General features: G+C 61.9%; 16 protein-coding genes. 11 read left to right on the top strand and 5 right to left on the bottom strand.

The window, feature by feature from the left end:
* A partial coding sequence (locus Q0T48_RS07055; protein WP_295954332.1) for a transposase occupies positions 1 to 142 on the bottom strand: 142 nt, incomplete at its 3' end.
* 465 nt (positions 143 to 607) lie between these two features.
* Here Q0T48_RS07055 and Q0T48_RS07050 point away from each other — a divergent pair.
* The 11 genes from Q0T48_RS07050 to Q0T48_RS07000 all read left to right on the top strand — a co-directional run bounded on the left by Q0T48_RS07050 (position 608) and on the right by Q0T48_RS07000 (position 13,659).
* Complete coding sequence (locus Q0T48_RS07050; protein ID WP_295954329.1) at positions 608 to 4,999, top strand: response regulator; 4,392 nt, start codon at positions 608 to 610, stop codon at positions 4,997 to 4,999.
* Between the two features lie 3 nt (positions 5,000 to 5,002).
* Positions 5,003 to 6,019: an HD domain-containing phosphohydrolase gene (locus tag Q0T48_RS07045; RefSeq protein ID WP_295954326.1), complete on the top strand. Its 1,017-nt coding sequence runs from the start codon at positions 5,003 to 5,005 to the stop codon at positions 6,017 to 6,019.
* A 130-nt stretch (positions 6,020 to 6,149) separates the two neighbouring features.
* Entirely contained in the window at positions 6,150 to 6,956 is an 807-nt protein-coding gene (locus Q0T48_RS07040) for an ABC transporter ATP-binding protein (RefSeq protein ID WP_295954323.1), read from the top strand.
* On the top strand, positions 6,943 to 7,836 hold the full coding sequence (locus Q0T48_RS07035) for an ABC transporter permease (protein WP_295954321.1): 894 nt from the start codon (positions 6,943 to 6,945) through the stop codon (positions 7,834 to 7,836). The genes Q0T48_RS07040 and Q0T48_RS07035 overlap by 14 nt, the downstream gene beginning before the upstream one ends.
* A gap of 107 nt (positions 7,837 to 7,943) precedes the next feature.
* A complete protein-coding gene (locus Q0T48_RS07030) occupies positions 7,944 to 8,777 on the top strand; it encodes an ABC transporter permease (RefSeq protein WP_295954319.1) in 834 nt (277 codons plus the stop codon).
* 23 nt (positions 8,778 to 8,800) lie between these two features.
* Positions 8,801 to 9,808, top strand: coding sequence for an ABC transporter substrate-binding protein (locus tag Q0T48_RS07025; protein ID WP_295954316.1), 1,008 nt, complete (start codon positions 8,801 to 8,803; stop codon positions 9,806 to 9,808).
* Positions 9,805 to 10,446 carry a TetR/AcrR family transcriptional regulator gene (locus Q0T48_RS07020; protein WP_295954312.1) on the top strand — a complete coding sequence of 214 codons (642 nt, stop codon included), beginning with the start codon at positions 9,805 to 9,807 and terminating at the stop codon, positions 10,444 to 10,446. Before Q0T48_RS07025 ends, Q0T48_RS07020 begins: the two co-directional genes overlap by 4 nt.
* 153 nt (positions 10,447 to 10,599) lie before the next feature.
* Positions 10,600 to 11,397 (top strand): outer membrane protein OmpK, encoded by a 798-nt coding sequence (locus Q0T48_RS07015; protein WP_295954310.1) that lies wholly within the window; start codon positions 10,600 to 10,602, stop codon positions 11,395 to 11,397.
* Positions 11,398 to 11,494: 97 nt separating this feature from the next.
* Positions 11,495 to 12,478, top strand: a complete 984-nt coding sequence (locus Q0T48_RS07010; RefSeq protein WP_295954308.1) for an MYG1 family protein — start codon at positions 11,495 to 11,497, stop codon at positions 12,476 to 12,478.
* Between the two features lie 5 nt (positions 12,479 to 12,483).
* Positions 12,484 to 13,158, top strand: a complete 675-nt coding sequence (locus Q0T48_RS07005) for a hypothetical protein (RefSeq protein WP_295954305.1) — start codon at positions 12,484 to 12,486, stop codon at positions 13,156 to 13,158.
* A 72-nt stretch (positions 13,159 to 13,230) separates the two neighbouring features.
* Positions 13,231 to 13,659, top strand: coding sequence for a hypothetical protein (locus Q0T48_RS07000; protein ID WP_295954302.1), 429 nt, complete (start codon positions 13,231 to 13,233; stop codon positions 13,657 to 13,659).
* Positions 13,660 to 13,669: 10 nt separating this feature from the next.
* Here Q0T48_RS07000 and Q0T48_RS06995 read toward each other — a convergent pair whose 3' ends face one another.
* The 4 genes from Q0T48_RS06995 to hydA form a co-directional block, all read right to left on the bottom strand.
* Positions 13,670 to 14,134 carry an Lrp/AsnC family transcriptional regulator gene (locus tag Q0T48_RS06995; RefSeq protein WP_295954299.1) on the bottom strand — a complete coding sequence of 155 codons (465 nt, stop codon included), beginning with the start codon at positions 14,132 to 14,134 and terminating at the stop codon, positions 13,670 to 13,672.
* Positions 14,135 to 14,402: 268 nt separating this feature from the next.
* The gene (katG, locus tag Q0T48_RS06990; protein WP_295954296.1) at positions 14,403 to 16,550 is read right to left on the bottom strand and encodes a catalase/peroxidase HPI; all 2,148 of its coding nucleotides are present in this window, start codon (positions 16,548 to 16,550) and stop codon (positions 14,403 to 14,405) included.
* Between the two features lie 656 nt (positions 16,551 to 17,206).
* On the bottom strand, positions 17,207 to 18,451 hold the full coding sequence (locus tag Q0T48_RS06985; protein ID WP_295954294.1) for a Zn-dependent hydrolase: 1,245 nt from the start codon (positions 18,449 to 18,451) through the stop codon (positions 17,207 to 17,209).
* 43 nt (positions 18,452 to 18,494) lie between these two features.
* Positions 18,495 to 19,816, bottom strand: a 1,322-nt coding sequence (gene hydA, locus Q0T48_RS06980) for a dihydropyrimidinase (protein ID WP_295954292.1), incomplete at its 5' end; no start/stop codon positions are given.

Raw genomic sequence — 19,816 nt, 5'->3', positions numbered from 1 at the left:
GTGCCTTAACCCAATTGAATAGTGTCTGGTTGACCACTCCCAACGTGCGTGCCGCTGCCGCGATGCTCTGACCTCCCTCGACCAGTCGCACTGCTTCTTGCTTGAATTCGAGCGTGTATCGCGCTCTCGCCGTCTTCGTCATTTCCGTTCTCCTTGCGTGAATTTAAACACTCAGCAAGGGATACGTTTTTCGAGGGCAAGGTCATACCTGACGCCAAAGCAGACGTCCTTAGTGGACCTTTGCAACATGCAAGGAACGTCTACCCACAAATTGCTCAAAATAAAGCATATGAGGGCAAACTTTCGGTCAGATGCGCGTCAACCAACAAATAGAGTTGGATTTTGACTGTCACTCTCTCTCATCAATGCATATACCAACACTTTTTTGTATGCATAACCGTTTTAAGACGGTTTGGATTTATCGCACCTAAAAGCCCGCAGGCCCCGTGCCTGCGGGCTTTTTTTATGGTCGCGATATGTTCAAAACTTCATGCAAATACAGGATATGAAGGCCCATTTTGTGCTCTAAAAATGCGCGAATTTCGCTGTCTATTCGGTAAAGTGGGCTAGCATGGAGTGGATGCTTACCCACACCAGACGTTTGGTTTTGCGACGTAAACTGCTTGAATGGCTGCTGCTGGTGGTGGTACTCGCCCTGGTAGGGGGCTTCATCGCCTACGTGCACTCCGTCGAAGTGGATCGCACCCTGGCCACTGAGCAAGACCGCTTGCAGGTCCAGTCGAATGTGATTTCCAGCGACATCCAGGGCAATTTGGCCGTAATCAGCCTGGCGATGGAAGAGGTCATCAAGGACTACCTGCTGGTTCCGGGTGCCGCCAATCCCAAAGATGTATCCCGGCGCTTGCGCGCGCTAGCCAATGCCATGCCGGGTATCCGGGCCATGGTGGTGATGGATGCACGGGGCGTGGCGATTGCCGCGCACAGCCCCGATTTGGTCGGCATTAGTTTCAGCCAGCGGGACTATTTCAAGACCGTACAGGCCCACCCGAGCCGAACAACCTTGTATGTGTCGGCTCCTTACAAGTCTTTGCGCAACGATTTGGTCGTCAACACCGCCCGGATGGTGTCTGGGACCGCCGGGGAGTTTGCCGGGGTGGTGATCGCCACGCTCGACCCAGAGTATTTCACCAGCATTTTTCGACCGGTGATGTATGCCCCGGACGTGTGGGGTTTTGTGGTCCACGGCGATGGACTGCAGTTTTTGAATTTCCCGCTCAGAGCAAATATTGACGGCACCAATTTCAACAAACCTGGGACTTTCTTCAACCGGCATGTGGAGAGCGGCAAGACCAGCAACATGTTGACGGGCACGATATCCAGAACCGGCGAGCAACGCCTGATGGCCATGCGCACTATCCATCCAGCCGAGTTGCAGATGGACAAAGGGCTGGTGATTGGCCTCAGCCGGGACTTGGCTGCCATCATGCAGCCCTTGCGGCGCCAGATGATCACCAACGGGGCCCTGTATGCCGCGCTGGTCTTGCTCTGCTGTGGCGGCCTGTGGTGGGCGCAGACGCGTCGATCGCGCATGGAAGACTTGGCGTTTGAACGCGACAGCGAGCGCCTGGAGGCCGCCGACCGGCTGAAGCTCGCATTACGCGGAGGAAATTTGGGCCTATGGAGTTTTCATGTGCCCACCGAGAAGCGCACTTTCGATGACAACTCGCTGGCCATGATTGGTTATACACAGCAGGATTTCCAGGGCGAACTGGAGTTTTGGCGCAGCCGGGTCCACCCCGAGGACTTGCCTGCCTACGCCCTGGCCCGTGAGACCTGTGTAGATGGCAGCGTGCCCTTGTACGAAGTGAGTTACCGCATCCAGCACCGGCTGGGCCATTGGGTATGGATTCTGGGGCGGGCCCAGGCGATAGAGCGTGACGCGCAGGGCCTCGGCATTACCCTGATGGGCACCCACATGGAGATCACTGCGGCCAAAGTGGCCGAGCAGGAAGTGGTGCGCGCGCGCAATGGCCTGCAAGCCGTTTTTGACAACATGACCGAAGGTGTTTTTGTTTTTGACAGCCACCAGGACATCGTCCGTGTCAACCTGGCTGCGCGCAGTATCCATGGCCTCTTTGATGCGGCAACGCCGATGGAAGAAGTGCGCGCCAACATTGAAGTCACGCTGCCTACGGGAGAAGAGTTGTCTCCAGGGCAGTGGGTGAGCTTACGCGGGGGCGGGGGGGATTTTGTCCGCGACTTTGAGGTCACGGTGCGTCGCAAAGATACCGGCCAGTCGGTAGTTCTGGAATACAGCACTGCGCCCATTCTGGATGCTATGGGGCAGGTCGACCAAGTGATCCTGACCTTCCGGGACGTGACCGAGCGCCGTATGGCCCACACCCTGCGTCAAAGCGAGGCCCGGTTTCGAACACTGATCGAAGACGCGCCTTTGCCGATAGCCATATTGCGGACCGGGCATTTTGTGTATTCCAACCCCCGTTACCGCGCACTGCATGGGTATTTGGCCATCGCTGACCTGGTCGGCCTGCCCTGGAGTGCCATGCTGTCGGAGGAGTCCCGTACGCTCCTGCATAGCCAGGAGGCATTGATAGTTGATGACTCCCCGCTGGAGCAGATGTTTGAAGCCGTGGGGATGTGCAAGGACGGTCGCTTGGTTCCGGTGTTCAAAACCACCGCCCGTGTGGTGCTAGCCGATGGGCCCGCCACCCTGGTGTTTGCGCAGGATATTTCGGCCCAAAAACAGGCCGAGGCGGCCTTGCTGCAGGCCCGCGATGTGGCCGAGGCCGCCAACCGCAGCAAGGCTGAATTTCTGGCCAATATGAGCCACGAGATCCGCTCACCCCTGAATGCCATTCTGGGTCTGGCCTATTTGCTGGAGCAGGCACGGCTGGACATGGATGCCCATGACCTGGTGCGCAAGATACGGACTTCTGGCCGCTCGTTGCTGGGCATCATCAATGACATCCTGGATGTGTCCAAAATCGAAGCCGGCCACATGGAGATAGAGTGCACGCCGTTTCGCATGGGCGACGTGATGGACAACATGGCCAGCGCCATGGGCATCGCTGCGGGCAACAAAAATATCGAGCTCATCATCCAGCCCTTGCCCGTGGGTATCAGCATGGTGAAAGGTGATGCCTTGCGCCTGGAGCAGGTGCTCACCAATCTGACCAGCAACGCCATCAAGTTCACCCACGCGGGCCGGGTGGAATTGCGCACCGAGCTGCTCACCGTGCACGAAGACACCATCATCTTGCGATTCAGCGTGGTCGACACCGGCATCGGCATTGCCCCGGCGCTGCAAAACGATGTGTTCTCGGCCTTTACCCAGGCGGACGGCTCCACCACCCGCCGCTTTGGTGGCACCGGACTGGGCCTGACCATCAGCCGCCAGTTGGTGGGCTTGATGGGGGGTGAAATTGGCCTGACCAGTGCCCTGGGTGAGGGCAGCGAATTCTGGTTCACCGTGCCCGTGCAGCAGATTCCCAGTACCGATTTTTCGTCGCCCGACATGGTCCGCATCGATGCCCTGTTTGCCGACGACAGCCAGATCGCCCTGCGTGCCGTGGTGGAGATTGCCCAGGGCCTGGGCTGGAAGGTGAGCGGCGTGGATTCGGGCGAGGCGGTGCTGGCGCAGGTGCGGAGCCGCAAAAATGGCAAGCTGCCCAACGTGGTGGTGCTGGACTGGAAAATGCTGGGCATCGATGGCTTGGCCACGGCCCAGGCCATCCGCGACAGCGTGCCGCCTGATGAATGCCCGATCGTGATCATGGCCACTGCCTACTCGCTCACCAGCCTGGCCAGCCAGCCGGGTGCCGACCTGGTGGATGCGATTCTGAGCAAACCCGTCACCACCTCCACCCTGTACAACGCGGTCATGAACGCGCAGCGCAGGCGGGCCCACACCGTGGGCATGCCACAGGCCTTGCAGCAGGCCGTCGGGCAGGACTTGGCGGGCGTGCGGGTGCTGGTGGTGGACGACAGCAAAATTAACCGCGAAGTGGCCCAACGCATCCTGCACCAGCAGGGGGCCGATGTGGTGCTGGCCGAGGACGGCCAGGAAGCCCTGGACTGGCTGCGGGCCCACCCCGGCGATGTGGACATGGTGCTGATGGACGTGCAGATGCCGGTTATGGACGGTATCGAGGCCACGCGCCAGTTGCGGCGCATGCCGCAGTTCAATGATCTGCCCATCGTGGCGCTGACCGCCGGGGCCTTCAAATCGCAGCAGGAAGCGGCACAGGCCGTGGGCATGACCGACTTCATCAGCAAGCCTTTTGACGTGCCCTCTACGGTGGCGTTGATCCAGCGGCTACGATGGCGCAGGCCGGGCGCGGCACCACGGGTCGAGCCCATTGCAACCGAGGTGGCACCTGCAGCGCCGCTAGAGACCGTGCCGCTCCAGGACACCTCGGTGGTGGATGTCGCGCAGGGCCTGCAGATCTGGTCGAACTTGCAGGTTTACCGTGAATACCTGCGGCGCTTCTCCGCTGGCTATGGCCATGCGGTGGCCGACATGCATGCCAGCCTCGCCGTAGATGATCGCCCAGCTGCCGCCGCGTTGGCCCACAAGCTGGCGGGGGTGGCCGCCAATATGGCACTGCCGGCCACCCAGCGCCTGGCTAGCGAGGCAGAGAGGGTGCTGTCCATGGGCTACGACCCGATACCGGTGCTGGACCGCCTGGACGACGCGATACAGCAGGCCATGGGGGTGATCGCGCGCTTTGCCCCCACCACAGCGCTGCCCGAGGGCGCAGACCCTCTGGCCCGCAGTGCGCAGCTGGATTCTCCTGTGACCCGTACGGCCATAGCGGCACACCTGCAGGCCTTGCTGGAAGCCTTGGATACCGACAACCCCGCGCCGGTAGAGGCGCTGCTGGCCCTGATGGCGCAGCATGTGCCCGAGCACGATCTGGTCGCCGTGCGGGCCTGTCTGAATGGGTTTGATTTTCGGGGGGCTGAGGCCTGCAGCCGCCAGCTGGCCCGGCAATACGGCATCACGCTGAAGGAGTAAACCATGTACGTCCCGACTATTCTGGTCGTCGATGACGAGCCCGCCAACCTGGCCATCATGCGCGAGATCTTGCAGAAAACCTATGTGCTGGCCTTTGCCCGCAACGGTAGCGAGGCCCTGGCGGCAGTTATCAAGCACCGCCCGGCCCTGGTGCTGCTCGACATCGGCTTGCCCGACACCAATGGCTACGACCTGTGCCGACAGATTAAGCAGCGCGATGCCACCCAGAGTGTGCAGGTGATTTTTGTTACCGGCTATGCCGACATGGCGCACGAGGCCGCGGGCTTCGCGGCAGGTGCGGTGGACTACATCACCAAGCCGGTGTCCCCGCCCATCGTGCTGGCACGTGTGGCTGCCCATTTGTCGCTGGTGCGGGCAACGGCACTGGAGCAAAGCTACCGCGATGCGATCCTGATGCTGGGCCATGCCGGGCACTACAACGACACCGACACCGGTGCCCACATCTGGCGCGTGGCCGCCTACGCCCGTGTGCTGGCCCAGGCCTGCGGCTGGGATGCCGCCAGCAGTACCCGCCTGGAATTGGCGGCCCCCATGCACGACACCGGCAAGCTGGGTGTTCCGCAGGCGATTCTGCGAAAACCGGGTCCGCTGGACGAATCCGAATGGGTGGTGATGCGCACCCACCCGAAAATTGGCCACGATATTCTGAGCAAGAGCGAAGCCCCCGTCTTCCAGCTGGCGGCCGAAGTTGCGCTGCGGCACCACGAGAAATGGGACGGCAGTGGCTACCCCGACGGCTTGCGCGGGCAAGAGATTCCCAAGTCGGCCCGCATTGTGGCGCTGGCCGACGTGTTTGATGCCCTTAGCATGCGCCGCCCTTACAAAGAGCCGTGGCCGATGGAAAAAATACTGAGTTACATCCATGCCGGGGTGGAAGTGCACTTTGACCCGATGGTGGTCCACGCTTTTCTGGGCATCCTGCCCGAGCTGCTAGACATCCGCAAAGAGTGGGCGAAAGTCGAGGAAGCGCAGATGCAGGAGCCCGAGCGCCCGTCTTGAAGTCGCCGCACACCATCGGTGCAATAAGCCGAAAAATATTGGCACAAAACTAGCTTAAACCCGAAGAAGCTGACCGTTTGGTTAGCTTTATAGTGGGTTTCTATGATTCAAATCCTTCGCCATTGTGTCCATGCCAGCGCCTGAGCCGTTGGCCACTCCCCTGGCCGCTACCGTGGCTGTCGAGGTCCGCCAGGCCAACGTTATTTACCCCGCTGCCGACGCGCCGGTGCATGCTCTGCAAGACATCGACCTCACGGTGCAGCCAGGCGAATTCGTCTCTCTGATCGGGCCCTCAGGCTGCGGCAAGACCACGCTGCTGCGCGCCATTGCCGACCTGGAGCCCATCAGTTCGGGCACCATGCTGGTGAACGGTGTCAGCCCGCACGCTGCGCGCCTGGCCCGCTCCTATGGCTATGTGTTCCAGGCCCCGGCGCTGTTTCCATGGCGCACGGTGCTGGGCAATGTGCTGCTGCCGCTGCACATCCAGGGCCGCGACAAGGCCGAGAGCCAGCGCATCGCCATGGACCAGCTGGCGCGGGTAGGGCTGCAGGGCTTCGAGAAGAAATACCCCTGGCAACTTTCCGGCGGCATGCAGCAGCGGGTGTCGATTGCCCGGGCGCTGGCCTTTGAGCCGCGCATCCTGATGATGGACGAACCCTTTGGCGCGCTGGACGAGATCACCCGCGACCGGCTTAACGAGCAACTGCAGCAGCTCTGGCAGCGCGAGCGCCGCACCGTGGTGTTTGTGACCCACTCGATTGCCGAGGCGGTGTACCTGTCCACCCGCATCGTGGTCATGTCGCCCCGGCCGGGCCGCATCGTCAAGGTGATAGCTTCCACCCTGCCGGACGAGCGCCACCTGGGCCTGCGCGACACCCCTGAATTCATGGCGCTGGCCCACGCCGTACGCGAGTCCCTGGCGGATGGCCACCATTAAACGCAGCTCTGCTTTCGATAGCGCCTTGCCCATGGCCACTGTGCTGCTGGGCGTGTTATTGCTATGGTACGTGGGGGCTGTGTGGCTGAACGCACCAGGGGCTATTGAGCGCGTGCTCAGCCCCCGGGGCACGGCCTGGGGCTGGGCCGATCTGGTCCAGACCACGCTGTCCATGCAGCGCCCGGTGCTGCCCTCGCCGCAGCAGGTAGCGGTGGATTTTTGGTCCAGCCTGGTCGATTGGCCGGTAGATTCGCCGCGCAACCTGCTGTTCCACGTCGCCGTCACCGCCCAGTCCAGCCTGCTGGGCTTTGCCATGGGCACGCTGTTCGGCTTGCTGCTGTCGGCGGGCATCGTGCATTCGCGCACCCTGGACCGGGCGCTGATGCCCTGGATCGTGGCCTCGCAAACCATCCCTGTGCTGGCGATTGCGCCCATCGTGCTGGTGATTCTGGGCAGCTTGGGTTTCTCGGGCGTGTGGCCCAAGGCGGTGATCGCCATGTACCTGTGCTTCTTCCCGGTCACCGTGGCCATGGTGCAAGGCCTGCGCTCGCCGCAGCAGATCGACACCGAGCTGCTCTACACCTACGCGGCCTCGCGCTGGCAGGCGTTTTGGCTGCTGCGCCTGCCAGCGGCACTGCCGTTCTTGTTCCCCGCCTTGCGGGTGGGCATTGCGGCCAGCCTGGTGGGGGCCATGGTGGCCGAATTGCCCACCGGCGCGCAGGCAGGTCTGGGGGCCAAACTGTTGCTGGGCTCGTACTACGGCAACACCGTGGCCATCTGGTCGGCGCTGCTGATGTCGGCCTTGCTGGGCTTGGCCCTGACCGCCGCCGTACTGGGCGTGGAGCGGCTGGTGCTGCGCCGGTTTGGGGGGCGGGCATGAAGGCGCGCAGCCCGGGGGCCGTGCTGGGCCTGGTATTGATCAGTGTGCTAATTGCTATTATTTTTATAGCTATGTGCGTAGATGAATCATGCGCTAGAGGCCTATTTTTGCCTAAACTTTTGCTGCTGCTGGCCTTGGCGGTGTGGACGGTACGCGCCTGCGCTGCGCTGGACGGGCGGCCTGTTTACGGCCTGCTGACGGCGGCTTTGTTCGGCCTGTGGCTGCTGTACTTCTGGCAGCTGCTGGTCACGGCGTATGGCGTGCCCCGGGTGCTGCTGCCATCGCCGCTGCTGATCGTGCAGGCCATGGCCGAGGGCTGGACTGTGCTGTGGGGCGACTTTGTGCAGACCGTGCTCAAGTCGGTCGTCACCGGCTGGGTGCTAGGCTGCGGCCTGGGTTTTGCCGTGGCGGTGGCGATCGACCGCATGCCATTCCTGCAACGCGGTCTGTTGCCGATTGCCTCGCTGACCAGCACCGTGCCGCTGGTGGGGGTGGCACCCATTGCGGTGATGTGGTTTGGCTTTGACTGGCCGTCCAAGGCGGCGGTGGTGGTGCTGATGACCTTCTTCCCCATGCTGGTGTCCACCCTGGCCGGATTGAAAGCCGCAGGCAAGCTGGAGCGGGAGCTGATGCACAGCTACGCGGCGGGTTACTGGCAAACCTTGCTGGGGCTGCGCCTGCCCAGTGCCTTGCCGTTCATCTTTGGTGCGCTCAAGGTCAATGCCACGCTGGCGCTGATCGGGGCCATCGTGGCCGAGTTTTTTGGTTCGCCCACTGCCGGGCTGGGCTTTCGCATTTCCACCGAGGCGGCCAAGATGCACATGCCGCTGGTGTGGGGCGCGATTGTGGTAGCGGCCCTGACCGGCTCGCTGGCCTACGCCTTGCTGGTGCAGCTGGAGCGGCGTTTTGCGTTCTGGCACCCTTCCGTTCGTTCCCGCTAAGTTCCCCACCCTAGGAGTATTCGATGCAGAAATTATCCAAGTTGAGCCAATGCCTGCTGGCTGCCGTGTTGGCGGTTGGCGGCTTCGCCGTCCAGGCGCAAGATAAGGTTACCGTGCAGCTCAAATGGGTGCCGCAAGCCCAGTTTGCGGGCTACTACGTGGCCGCCGCCAAGGGCTACTACAAGGCCGAGGGCCTGGACGTGACCATCAAACCCGGCGGCCCCGACATCTCGCCGGTGCAGGTGATTGCGGGCAACAACGCCGACGTAATCGTCAACTGGATGCCCGACGCGCTGGCCGCCCGCGAAGCCGGTGTGCCGCTGGTCAACATTGCCCAGGTGTTCAACCGCTCCGGCCTGATGCTGACCTGCAAAAAAGCCAGCGGTGTCACCAGCCCCAAAGACCTGAAGGGCAAAACCCTGGGCGTGTGGTTTGGCGGTAACGAATACCCGTTCCTCAACTGGATGGCCAAGCTGGGCCTGAAGCCTGACGTAGACATCAAGGTGCTCAAGCAAGGCTTTAACGTTGATCCGCTGCTGCAAAACCAGGCCGCCTGCGTGTCCACCATGGTCTACAACGAGTACTGGCAGATCATCGACGCGGGCGTGAAAGAAAGCGATCTGGTCACCTTCTTCTACGAAGACCAGGGCGCGGCCTCGCTGGAAGACGGCCTGTACGTACTGGAATCTAAGCTCAAGGACCCGGCCTTTGTGGCCCGCATGGGCAAATTCCTCCGGGCCACGTTCAAGGGCTGGAACGACGCAGTGAAGAACCCCGAAGAGGCCGCCAAGATTGTGGTGTCCAACGATATGTCGGGCAGCGCCACCCTGGCCGTGCAAAAGCGCCAGATGGAAAACGTGGCCAAGCTGATCACCACCGCCAACACCCCCAAGATGGGCTACCTGGAGCCCGCCGCCTACGAGCGCACGGTCAAGGTGCTGCTGTCGGGCGGCAGTGCCCCGGTGATCAAGAAAGACCCCGGTGCCGCCGCCATGAGCCACATTGTTTGGGAAGCGGCTACTAAAAAGTGATTGCTAAAACGCAAGCCCCGGCGGATAGCAAAGGCCAGATCCGCCAGGCCAACGAAGAGCGGATCCTGGCCGCGGCAGAGCGCGTCTTTGCCGGGGCCGGGTTCAGCGGTGCCACCATGGCCCAGATCGCCGATGAATCCGGCCTGCCCAAAGCCAATCTGCACTACTACTTTGGCAACAAGGACGGACTGTACCGTGCAGTGCTGGCCCGTATCCTGGAGGACTGGCTGGCCCCCACCCACGGCATCACCCCCGATGCCGACCCGGCCCAGGCCATCGGCGGCTACATCCGCAGCAAGATGGCCATGTCGGCCGCCCGGCCGCATGCCTCCAAGGTCTGGGCCAACGAGCTGCTGCACGGCGCGGCTGTGGTCAAGCAACTGCTGGCCACCGAGCTGCGCGCCACGGTGCGGGCCAAGGCCGCCGTCATCGACCAGTGGATTGCCGAAGGGAAAATGGCCCCGGTAGACAGTACCCATCTGTTTTTTACCCTGTGGGCGGCCACGCAAACCTATGCCGACTTTGACGTGCAGGTCAGCGCCGTGCTGGGCCGTGCCAAGCTGACCCGCGCCGACCAGGCCCGCGCCACCGAGCATGTGGTGGCCCTGCTGTTGCGCGGCTGCGGGCTGCAGCTATAACCTGCGTCAAGGAACGTGGGTACGGCGTGCGCCGTTAAGGGGCGTAGCCGGTGTGCGAGGCACAGTTTGTTGCAAAAAAGCTGACTACTTCGTCAAGTATTTGGCATGGCCTTTGCATACTGAGCGGTCCCATATTCTTATTTTGAAACTACTATGCAATTCACCAAAATCCTGGCTGCTGTAGCTGCGACTGTCGCCCTGGCCCCTGCTGCGCACGCCGACGACAACTGGTCGTTCAAGAACGTCAGCGTCAACCACCTGGCCTGGAGCGACCGCACGCTGAACCAAACCGGCAAAGGCCCGTTTGGTGTGAAAAAAGACTTCACCTATCTGGAGCTGGAAGGCGGCGCGGGCGGCAAGTGGGGCGATGTGTACGGCTTCTTTGACGTGGAAAACCCCACCAAGGATGCCCACAACGCCGCCGACTCCGCCATGGACCGCCGCTACGCCATGAAGGTCGTGGGCCACTACAACCTGACCGAAGCCGGGGGCCTGCCGGTGCAGCTCTACGGCCATATCTACAACTTCATGGACGACGGCTTTCGCGACCAGAACAATGTGTTCGGCCTGAGCACGGCCATCAGCAGCGGCGGCTTCTGGATCAAGCCGTTTCTGGGCGCGCACTACGAGACCAAGACCGACCTGGGCACGCAGTACAACGGCATGATGGGCGGCTGGGTGTTGGGCTATAGCTTCAAGGCCATGGACCAATCCTTCATGGTCACCAACTGGCATGAAACCGAAATGGGCCGCAAGTCCGACTATCTGGTCATGGCCCGTGACGGTGGCGTGGTCACCGCCAACAAAACCGCCCAAAACGGTGCCGTGTCGCTATGGTGGAACGCCACCCCCCTATTCACCACCGGCATCACCTACCGCTATGCCAAGAACAAGCTGGGCTCGGCTACCTACCAGGACGGCTTTATCTACACCGCCAAGATCAACTTCTAATTTGCTATTTATTAAATAGCTGTCCGCGCAGTTGTTATGTGCGCTAGGAGTGGTTTTGGCTACTTGTTTGTCATGGGATAGCCCCTAAAATCGCCCCATGACCGATACCGCCACCCACACCACCACCACGATAGCCACGCACAGTGGCACCTTCCACGCCGACGACGTTTTTGGCGTTGGCGTTCTGATGGGGGTTTTCCCATCGCACACTCTGCTGCGCACCCGCAATAAAGACCTCATAGCCACCGCCGACTACGTGGTGGACGTGGGCGGCACCTGGGACGCGGCCACGGGCCGGTTTGACCACCACCAGCGCGGCTTCGAGGGTGCCCGCCCGGCCCGGCTGGTCGATGGCCAAACCGTGCCCGGTGTGGGCTACGCCAGCGCTGGTTTGGTGTGGTCGGCCTTTAGTGCCGCCTACGTCAGCGCCTGGGCTGCCAGCCATGGCCAGACGCTGGACGATGCCGCAGTGGCCAGCGTGGTGGGCACCATCGACCATTCGCTGGTGCAGTACCTCGACATCGTGGACACCGGCCAGGGCGACGTGGCTGCGGGCATCTTCGGTCTGTCGGCCCTGATTGCCCAGCTCAACACCCATTGGCTGGAAGAGCAGGGCCTGGACCTGGCCGCCAAGGCCCAGCTGCTGGAAACCCGCTTTCGCGAGGCCATCGCCATCACGCGCAAATTTCTGGACCACGCCATCGGCAAGAAGGTGGCGCAGATCCGTGCCATGGACACCGTGCGCCAGGCCCCGCGCCTGCTCGGCGGCCAACTGCTGCATCTGAAGGAAGGCGGCATGCCCTGGACCCGCGTAGTGGTCGATGAAATGCCCGAGGTGCTGTTCGTCATCTACCCCGACTCTGATGGCAACCAGTACCAGATCAAGACCGTGCCGGTAGAGCCCGGCTCCTTCGACACCCGCAAGGACCTGCCCGCCAGCTGGGCCGGTCTGCGCGACCAAGAGTTGGCTGCAGTGACCGGCGTGGAAGACAGCGTGTTCTGCCACCTGAACCTGTTCATTGGCGGCGCGCGGAGTTTTGAAGGCGCGCTGAAGCTGGCCGAGTTGGCATTGGCCGAGTAGGTCGAATGGAAGGCGTGCTCCCCGCCACACCGCTGCAGCAGGTCCGCGCGGCGGTCCGGGCCAACCTGCTGCCGGGACTGGTGCTCTGGTGTGGCCTGGCGCTGTTGGTCCTGGCCTATGTGCTGAGCCCGGCCGTGCAGGCGGGCCTGGCTACCTGGGGCAGCGCCAAGCAGGCTGGGGGCTACCCTTTTGCCTTCGCCACGTACGCCGCGTTCGCCGTGCTGGTGCCCGAGGCCCTGGGCCAACTGGTGCTGAAAGAACCCTGGCGCAAGACCCAGTGGGCCGACATGGCCTACGCCATCCTGGTGTTTGGCTCTATCGGCATCACCGTAGACCTGTTTTATGCATTGCAGGTCAGCCTGTTTGGCGAGGGCAATGACGCAGCCACTATTGCGAAAAAAATGCTGGTCGACCAGTTTGTTTACTCGCCCATGACCAACTTTGCGGTCATCGCCCTGTTCGCCTGGCGCGATGACGGCTACTGTGCCCGCACCTGGAAGCGCGTGGTGTCGGCCGACTTTTTAACCAGCCGCTACCTGCCCCTGCTGGTGGCCCTGTGGTGCGTGTGGATTCCCGGCGTGTTGGCCATTTACTTCATGCCCACCGCGCTGCAGTTCCCCGTGGCCTCACTGATTTTGAGCTTCTGGGTGCTGATCTTCAAATGCATGCGCAAGGGGTAATTGCTATTGAATAAATAGCTATTAGCGTAGGTGCAATATGCGCTAGAGGCCTATTTTTTATAAATTTTCGCCATGACCACTGATCCTGCATTCCCCACGCTACCCGCCGAAAAATCCAATGCCCGCACCGAGGCAGCGCTGGCCCGCTTGCACAAGGCCATGCGCGACATCGAAGCCGAGATTGCGGCGTACCAGGGTGTCTATCCGTTCAACCATGGCCGCGTTACCCAGTCGGAGCTGTGCCGCCGGGCTGATGTCAAAAAAGCCACGTTGCAAAACCCGCTGCACAAAGACACGACGCGGGTGGGTGTCATTCGCTGGCTCGACGCGCTCAGCGCGCAGTTGGCGCACACCCGCGACGGCACGCGGGAGCGCGTGACGGAAGTGGCGGACGGGCTGGCGGCCGAAGTGCAGCGCTTGACGTTGGCGCTGGCGGCGGCGGAGCAGCGGCTGGTGCAGCTGGAGGCAGAGAACGCCGCGCTACGCCATCCGCACGGATAAAGCGCTATTTTCAGTACAGGGCCAGCGCGGTCCTGTCCACCACCCGGCGCAGCACAAAGCTGGAGTGCACGCCGGTCACACCTTCGATCCGCGTCAGCTTGTTGAGCAATAAATCCTGGTAGTGGTCCATATCGCGCACCACCACCTTGATTTGGTAGTCGGCATCCTGCCCGGTGATCAGCAGGCACTCCAGCACCTCGGGCAACACATCGACCGAGGCCTCGAAGTTGGCGAAGCGTTCTGGGGTGTGGCGGTCCATCGAGATATGCACCAGGGCCATCAGCGACAGCCCGAGTTTCTTTGCGTCCAGCAAGGCCCGATAGCCGCGGATCAGGCCGGATTCCTCGAGCGCCCGCACCCGGCGCAGGCAGGGCGACGGCGATAAACCTATGCGGTCGGCCAGGTCCTGGTTGTTGACGCGGCCGTCGACCTGCAGAATTTCCAGAATTTGCTTGTCATACCGGTCTGGAACCATGTGGATGCCCTGATTTTTAAGAATATTGGCAGATTATGCCAATAAATAAGAATTTACAGGCGATAACGCAATATTCTGCCCGTGGCCCGGGTCTACACTGAAGTCTCTGCAAACCACAGACCCCCGCCACTCTGGCCACAAGCCAGAAAGCGCAGCCACCGGCCCCATAAAGGCCGATACCCCCAAAGCCAAATCCCCGGGCGTACCAACGCCCGGGGAGCATGCTGGCCCCTAGGACCCAGGCCACCAGTGCCCGAGTCCCTGCCGCTTAGGCCAGGTCGAAACGGTCCAGCTGCATCACCTTGGTCCAGGCCGCCACAAAGTCCGCCACAAACTTCTGCTGGCCGTCCGCGCTGGCATAGACCTCGGCGTACGCACGCAGCACCGAGTTGGAGCCGAAGACCAGGTCGGCCCGGGTGGCGGTGTACTTCACCGCGCCACTCTTGCGGTCCCGGCCTTCGAACACCTCGCCTTCACCGTCCACCGCCGTCCATGTGGCACCCATGTCCAGCAGGTTCACAAAGAACACGTTGCTGAGCACGCCCACCTGGTCGGTGAACACGCCGTGCTTGCCGCCATCGGCATTGGCACCCAGCACCCGCAGGCCGCCGACCAGCGCGGTCAGCTCGGGCGCGGTCAGGGTCAGCAACTGGGCCCGGTCGATCAGCAGGGCTTCGGTCGCGGCACCGATCTTGCCGTTCTTGTAATTGCGGAAACCATCGGCCAGCGGCTCCATCACGGCGAAGGATTCGACATCGGTTTGCTCTTGCGTAGCATCCACGCGGCCCGGCGCAAACGGTACTTCTACCGCCACACCTGCGGCCTTGGCTGCCTGCTCGACACCCACGCTGCCCGCCAGTACGATCACGTCGGCCAGCGAGGCCTTGCCCGATGCCTGCTGGATTGCGACCAGCGTGGGCAGGGCCTGGATGGCGATCTGGTTGACTTTCCAGTCCTTCTGCGGGGCCAGGGCCAGGCGCGCGCCATTGGCACCGCCACGCTTGTCGCCGCCACGGAAAGTGGAGGCCGAAGCCCAGGCCACCGACACCAGCTGGCTGACCGACAGGCCCGAGGCCGCGATTTTCGACTTGATATCGGCAATGTCTGCCGCCGTAGGCTGGTGGGTCGCGGCGGGCAGCGGGTCTTGCCAGATCAGGTCTTCCTTGGGTACTTCGGGGCCGAGGTAACGCGCCTTCGGGCCCATGTCGCGGTGGGTCAGCTTGTACCAGGCGCGGGCAAAGGCTTCGGCGAAGGCCTGGGGGTCTTCATGGAAGCGCTTGGAGATCTTGCCGAACTCCGGGTCGAAGCGCATCGTCAGGTCGGTGGTCATCATGGTCGGCTTGTGGAACTTGCCGGGGATGTGCGCGTCGGGAATGATCTCTGGCGCATTGGTGGCCACCCACTGCTTGGCACCGGCGGGCGAATGGGTCAGCTCCCACTCGAAATTGAACAGGTTCTCGAAGTAGTTGTTGCCCCACTGCGCCGGGGTGGTGGTCCAGGTCACTTCCAGGCCGCTGGACACGGTGTCTTTGCCGTGGCCACTGCCAAAATTGCTGTTCCAGCCCAGGCCCTGGGCTTCGATGCCCGCGCCTTCGGGCTCCGGGCCCTTGTGCGATTCAGGTGCCGCGCCGTGCGATTTACCGAAAGTGTGGCCACCGGCGATCAGGGCGACGATTTCTTCGTCGTCCATCGCCATGCGGTAGAAGGTGGCGCGGATGTCATGGGCTGCGGCCAGGTAGTCGCCGCTGGCGTTCGGGCCTTCGGGGTTCACGTAGATCAGGCCCATGTGGGTCGCGGCCAGATTGTTGTCCAGCTCGCGGTCGCCATGGAAACGTTTGTCGGTCGCCAGCCAGGTGGTCTCTGCACCCCAGCTCACATCCATATCGGGTTCCCACACGTCTTCGCGGCCACCGGCAAAACCAAAGGTGCGGAAACCCATGGATTCCAGCGCCACATTGCCGGTGAGGATGAACAGATCGGCCCAGGAAATGCTTTGGCCGTACTTTTGCTTGATGGGCCAGAGCAGGCGGCGCGACTTGTCGATGTTGACGTTGTCGGGCCAAGAGTTCAGCGGCGCAAAGCGCTGTTGGCCACGGCCACCACCGCCCCGGCCGTCCAGTGTGCGGTAGGTGCCCGAGCTGTGCCAGGCCATGCGGATGAACTGTGGGCCGTAGTGGCCAAAGTCGGCCGGCCACCAGTCCTGGCTGTCGGTCATCAGCTTGACCAGGTCTGCCTTGAGCGCTTTGTAATCCAGCTTTTTGAATGCTTCGGCGTAGTTGAACTTCTCGCCCAGCGGGTGGGATTTGTTCGAGTGCTGGTTCAGCAAATCCACCCGCAGTTGGTTAGGCCACCAATCCTTGTTGGTCGTACCGCTACCGGCAGCGTGGTGGAAAGGGCATTTGGCTTCGGTGGACATGGGGAGCTCCTTTGTGTTGTCTGTTGGATCGCTGAGAACGTTCTTGCATCGTGCCGCAGTGGTCAGGCGGAAATATGCGCCTATCAACCTCTTTGCGAATGTCCGACACGAGCCAAAATGGTAATTCATTACTATGAAACTCAGAACTCAATAAAATTTATGTATCGGATAGGCGTTTTCAAAGATGCTCGCGGGCATGTCACCGGAGCCGAAGACCGATTTGTGAACCCCGGCAACGCTCGATGCTTTTACCGGGCGCTCTTGCGGCAGCTATTCGGAGTTGAGCTTTGAAGTCCCTGTTGTCACGAATGACGGTTCGTCCACTTCCATCTACGGTAACCATGGACTCTTTGATGATGCTCTTGAACCCGTCATTTAGCTTGTATTCAAATGTGACAACTGTCCGAGTTGAAGACCCACTGCTACGAACCCAGAGCAAGGAGGCTGTACTTTTCCCCTTCTACCTCTACGGCGTGCGAGTGCAGCGCCTTGGTGTTTCCGCCCTTGCTCGGTTAGCGTGGTGTTTCTTTTGTGGCGGCTATTTGTTCCAAAAATGGAAAGCTCCTGATTTGCTATTAAATCAGGAGCTACTAGCGTAGATGCCGCCTGCGCTAAAGGCCGTTTATTCTTAAGCCGTGGCCGCGTTCAACTGCCGGTTACGTTCCCGCCCGCTCCAGCATCGCATGCAGCAGCACATTGCACCCCGCCGTAATGTGCTCCGGCTTCGCATCTTCAATCTCGTTGTGGCTGATCCCGTCTTTGCAGGGGATGAAGATCATGCCGCTGGATGTCAGCTTCGCCATGTACACCGCATCGTGCCCCGCGCCTGACACGACGGGCATGTTGGAGTAGCCCAGCTTGGCGGCGGCGCGGGCTACGGCGTCTACGCAGTCGGGGTGGAAGCCGATGGCGTTGTAGCTCGACACCATCTCGATCTTCACGTCCACGCCGTATTCTTGCGCCACGGTGGCGGCGAAGGCTTTGACTTCGGCGGCCATCTGGTCCACCAGGGCATCGGTGCTGTTGCGCAGGTCGATGCTGAACTTCACCCGGCCCGGAATCACGTTGCGGCTGTTGGGGAAGACCTGCACCATGCCCACGGTGCCACGGCCGTGCGGCGGGTGGCGGTGGGCTGCGGCCACCACGTCTTGCATGATGCGGGTGGCGGCCAGCATCGCGTCTTTGCGCAGTGCCATGGGCGTGGGGCCGGCGTGGGCTTCCATGCCGGTGACGGTGCAGTCGAACCAGCGGATGCCGAGCACGCCTTGCACCACGCCGATGGTCACGTCATGGTCTTCCAACACCGGGCCTTGTTCGATATGGGTCTCGAAGTACGCGCCGATGGGGTGATCTCCGGGTTCTTGCTCGCCGATGTAGCCGATGCGGGCCAGTTCGTCTTTGACGCTTTTGCCCTCGGTATCGGTGGCGGCGTAGGCGTGCTCCAAGGTGAAGGCTTTGGCAAACACGCCGGAGCCCATCATCACCGGCACAAAGCGCGAGCCTTCTTCGTTCGTCCACCAGGCGACCTCGATAGGGGCTTCGGTGGTGATGTTGTGGTCGTTCAAGGTGCGCACCACTTCAATGCCCGCCAGCACGCCGTAGTTGCCGTCGAACTTGCCGCCGGTGGGCTGGGTGTCGATGTGGCTGCCGGTCATGATGGGCGGCAGGCTGTTGTTGCGGCCAGCGCGGCGCATGAAGCCGTTGCCGATTTTGTCGATGGTGATGGTCATGCCCGCTTCGGTGGCCCAGCGGCTGACCAAGTCCCGGCCTTGTTTGTCCAGGTCGGTGAGAGTGAGGCGGCAGACACCACCTTTGGCTGTGGCACCGATTTGAGCCAACGCCATGAGGGAGTCCCAGAGACGGGGGCCGTTGATACGCAAAGATTCAATGTTGACGGTCATGGGGGTTCCTAAATTGGCGTGGATCAGCAAGGGTCAGCGGGTGTCAACGGGCGACGGCGACGGGTTCATGCAACGCCGTTTTTTTCGCCAGCGCGTCGAACTGCGGGCCAAAGGGGGGGCGTTTGACGTACTGACCGGCACCGCGCTCTGCCCGCAAGTCCCCCTGGGTGTAAACCACTTTGCCCCGGCTCAGGGTATGGGTGGGCACGCCTTTGACGGTGCGGCCTTCAAAGATGTTGAAGTCGCCCAATGATTTTTGGGTTTTGACGGACAACGTCTTGCTGCCTTCGGGATCCCACACCACCACATCGGCATCGGCCCCTGCCGTGATGCAGCCTTTGCGCGGGTAGATGTTGAACAGCTTGGCCGCGTTGGCCGAGGTGACGGCAACAAACTCGCTGGGGGTGAGCTTGCCGGTGTTGACCCCCGCATCCCAAATGACTGCCAAGCGCTCTTCCACGCCGCCGCAGCCATTGGGGATTTTGGTGAAGTCGTCTTTGCCTGCGGCTTTTTGCGCGGCGCAGAAAGTGCAGTGGTCAGTAGCGGTGGTATGCAGGTGCCCGGCTTGTAGACCGCGCCAGAGGGCGTTTTGGTTCTCTTTGTTGCGGAACGGCGGGCTCATCACATGGCCTGCAGCGTAGGCGAAATCGGCGTTGCGGTAGACGCTGTCGTCCAGCGTCAAATGCCCGGCCAGCACCTCGCCATAAACACGCTGGCCGTTGGCGCGGGCACGGGCGATGGCAGCGGCGGATTCGGCGCAAGAGACGTGGACGACGTAGATCGGCACGTTGAGCACGTCGGCAATGGCGATGGCGCGTTGTGCGGCTTCGGCCTCCACGGCAGGCGGGCGTGACAGCGGGTGGCCTTCGGGGCCGAGGATGCCCTTGGCCTTCATTTCGGCTTGCAGCAGGAACACCAGTTCACCGTTTTCAGCATGGACGGTGGGCATGGCCCCCAACTCCAGCGAACGCTTGAAGCTGTTGACCAGGGTTTCGTCGTTGCACATGATGGCGTTTTTGTAGGCCATGAAGTGCTTGAAGCTGTTCACGCCCTCCTCGCGCACCAGGGTGCCCATGTCGCGGTGGACGGAATCGTCCCACCAGGTGATGGCGACGTGGAAGGAATAGTCACTCGCCGACTTCTCGGCCCAGCCGCGCCACTTCTTGTACGCGTCGAGGATGTTTTCCTGCGGGTCGGGGATGACGAAGTCGATGATGGTGGTGTTGCCACCCGCCAGGCCGGCCGCCGTGCCGGTGTAGAAGTCGTCCATCGTCGTGGTGCCCATGAACGGCAGCTGCAGATGGGTGTGCGGGTCTATGCCGCCGGGCATGACATATTGGCCACCGGCGTCCACCACCGTGGCGC

This window comes from Rhodoferax sp., assembly GCF_025354435.1.
GTDB lineage: Bacteria > Pseudomonadota > Gammaproteobacteria > Burkholderiales > Burkholderiaceae_C > Rhodoferax_B.
Note: the sequence above shows the minus strand (reverse complement) of the source record. Positions and strands in the feature narration are given on the sequence as shown.

Coding starts and splice junctions, on each gene's coding strand:
- Q0T48_RS07025 (WP_295954316.1), top strand. CDS start 8,801: ATGCAGAAATTATCCAAGTTGAGCCAATGCCTGCTGGCTGCCGTGTTG.
- Q0T48_RS07010 (WP_295954308.1), top strand. CDS start 11,495: ATGACCGATACCGCCACCCACACCACCACCACGATAGCCACGCACAGT.
- Q0T48_RS07000 (WP_295954302.1), top strand. CDS start 13,231: ATGACCACTGATCCTGCATTCCCCACGCTACCCGCCGAAAAATCCAAT.
- Q0T48_RS07035 (WP_295954321.1), top strand. CDS start 6,943: ATGGCCACCATTAAACGCAGCTCTGCTTTCGATAGCGCCTTGCCCATG.
- Q0T48_RS07045 (WP_295954326.1), top strand. CDS start 5,003: ATGTACGTCCCGACTATTCTGGTCGTCGATGACGAGCCCGCCAACCTG.
- Q0T48_RS07005 (WP_295954305.1), top strand. CDS start 12,484: ATGGAAGGCGTGCTCCCCGCCACACCGCTGCAGCAGGTCCGCGCGGCG.
- katG (WP_295954296.1), bottom strand. CDS start 16,550: ATGTCCACCGAAGCCAAATGCCCTTTCCACCACGCTGCCGGTAGCGGT.
- Q0T48_RS06985 (WP_295954294.1), bottom strand. CDS start 18,451: ATGACCGTCAACATTGAATCTTTGCGTATCAACGGCCCCCGTCTCTGG.
- Q0T48_RS07015 (WP_295954310.1), top strand. CDS start 10,600: ATGCAATTCACCAAAATCCTGGCTGCTGTAGCTGCGACTGTCGCCCTG.
- Q0T48_RS06995 (WP_295954299.1), bottom strand. CDS start 14,134: ATGGTTCCAGACCGGTATGACAAGCAAATTCTGGAAATTCTGCAGGTC.
- Q0T48_RS07040 (WP_295954323.1), top strand. CDS start 6,150: ATGCCAGCGCCTGAGCCGTTGGCCACTCCCCTGGCCGCTACCGTGGCT.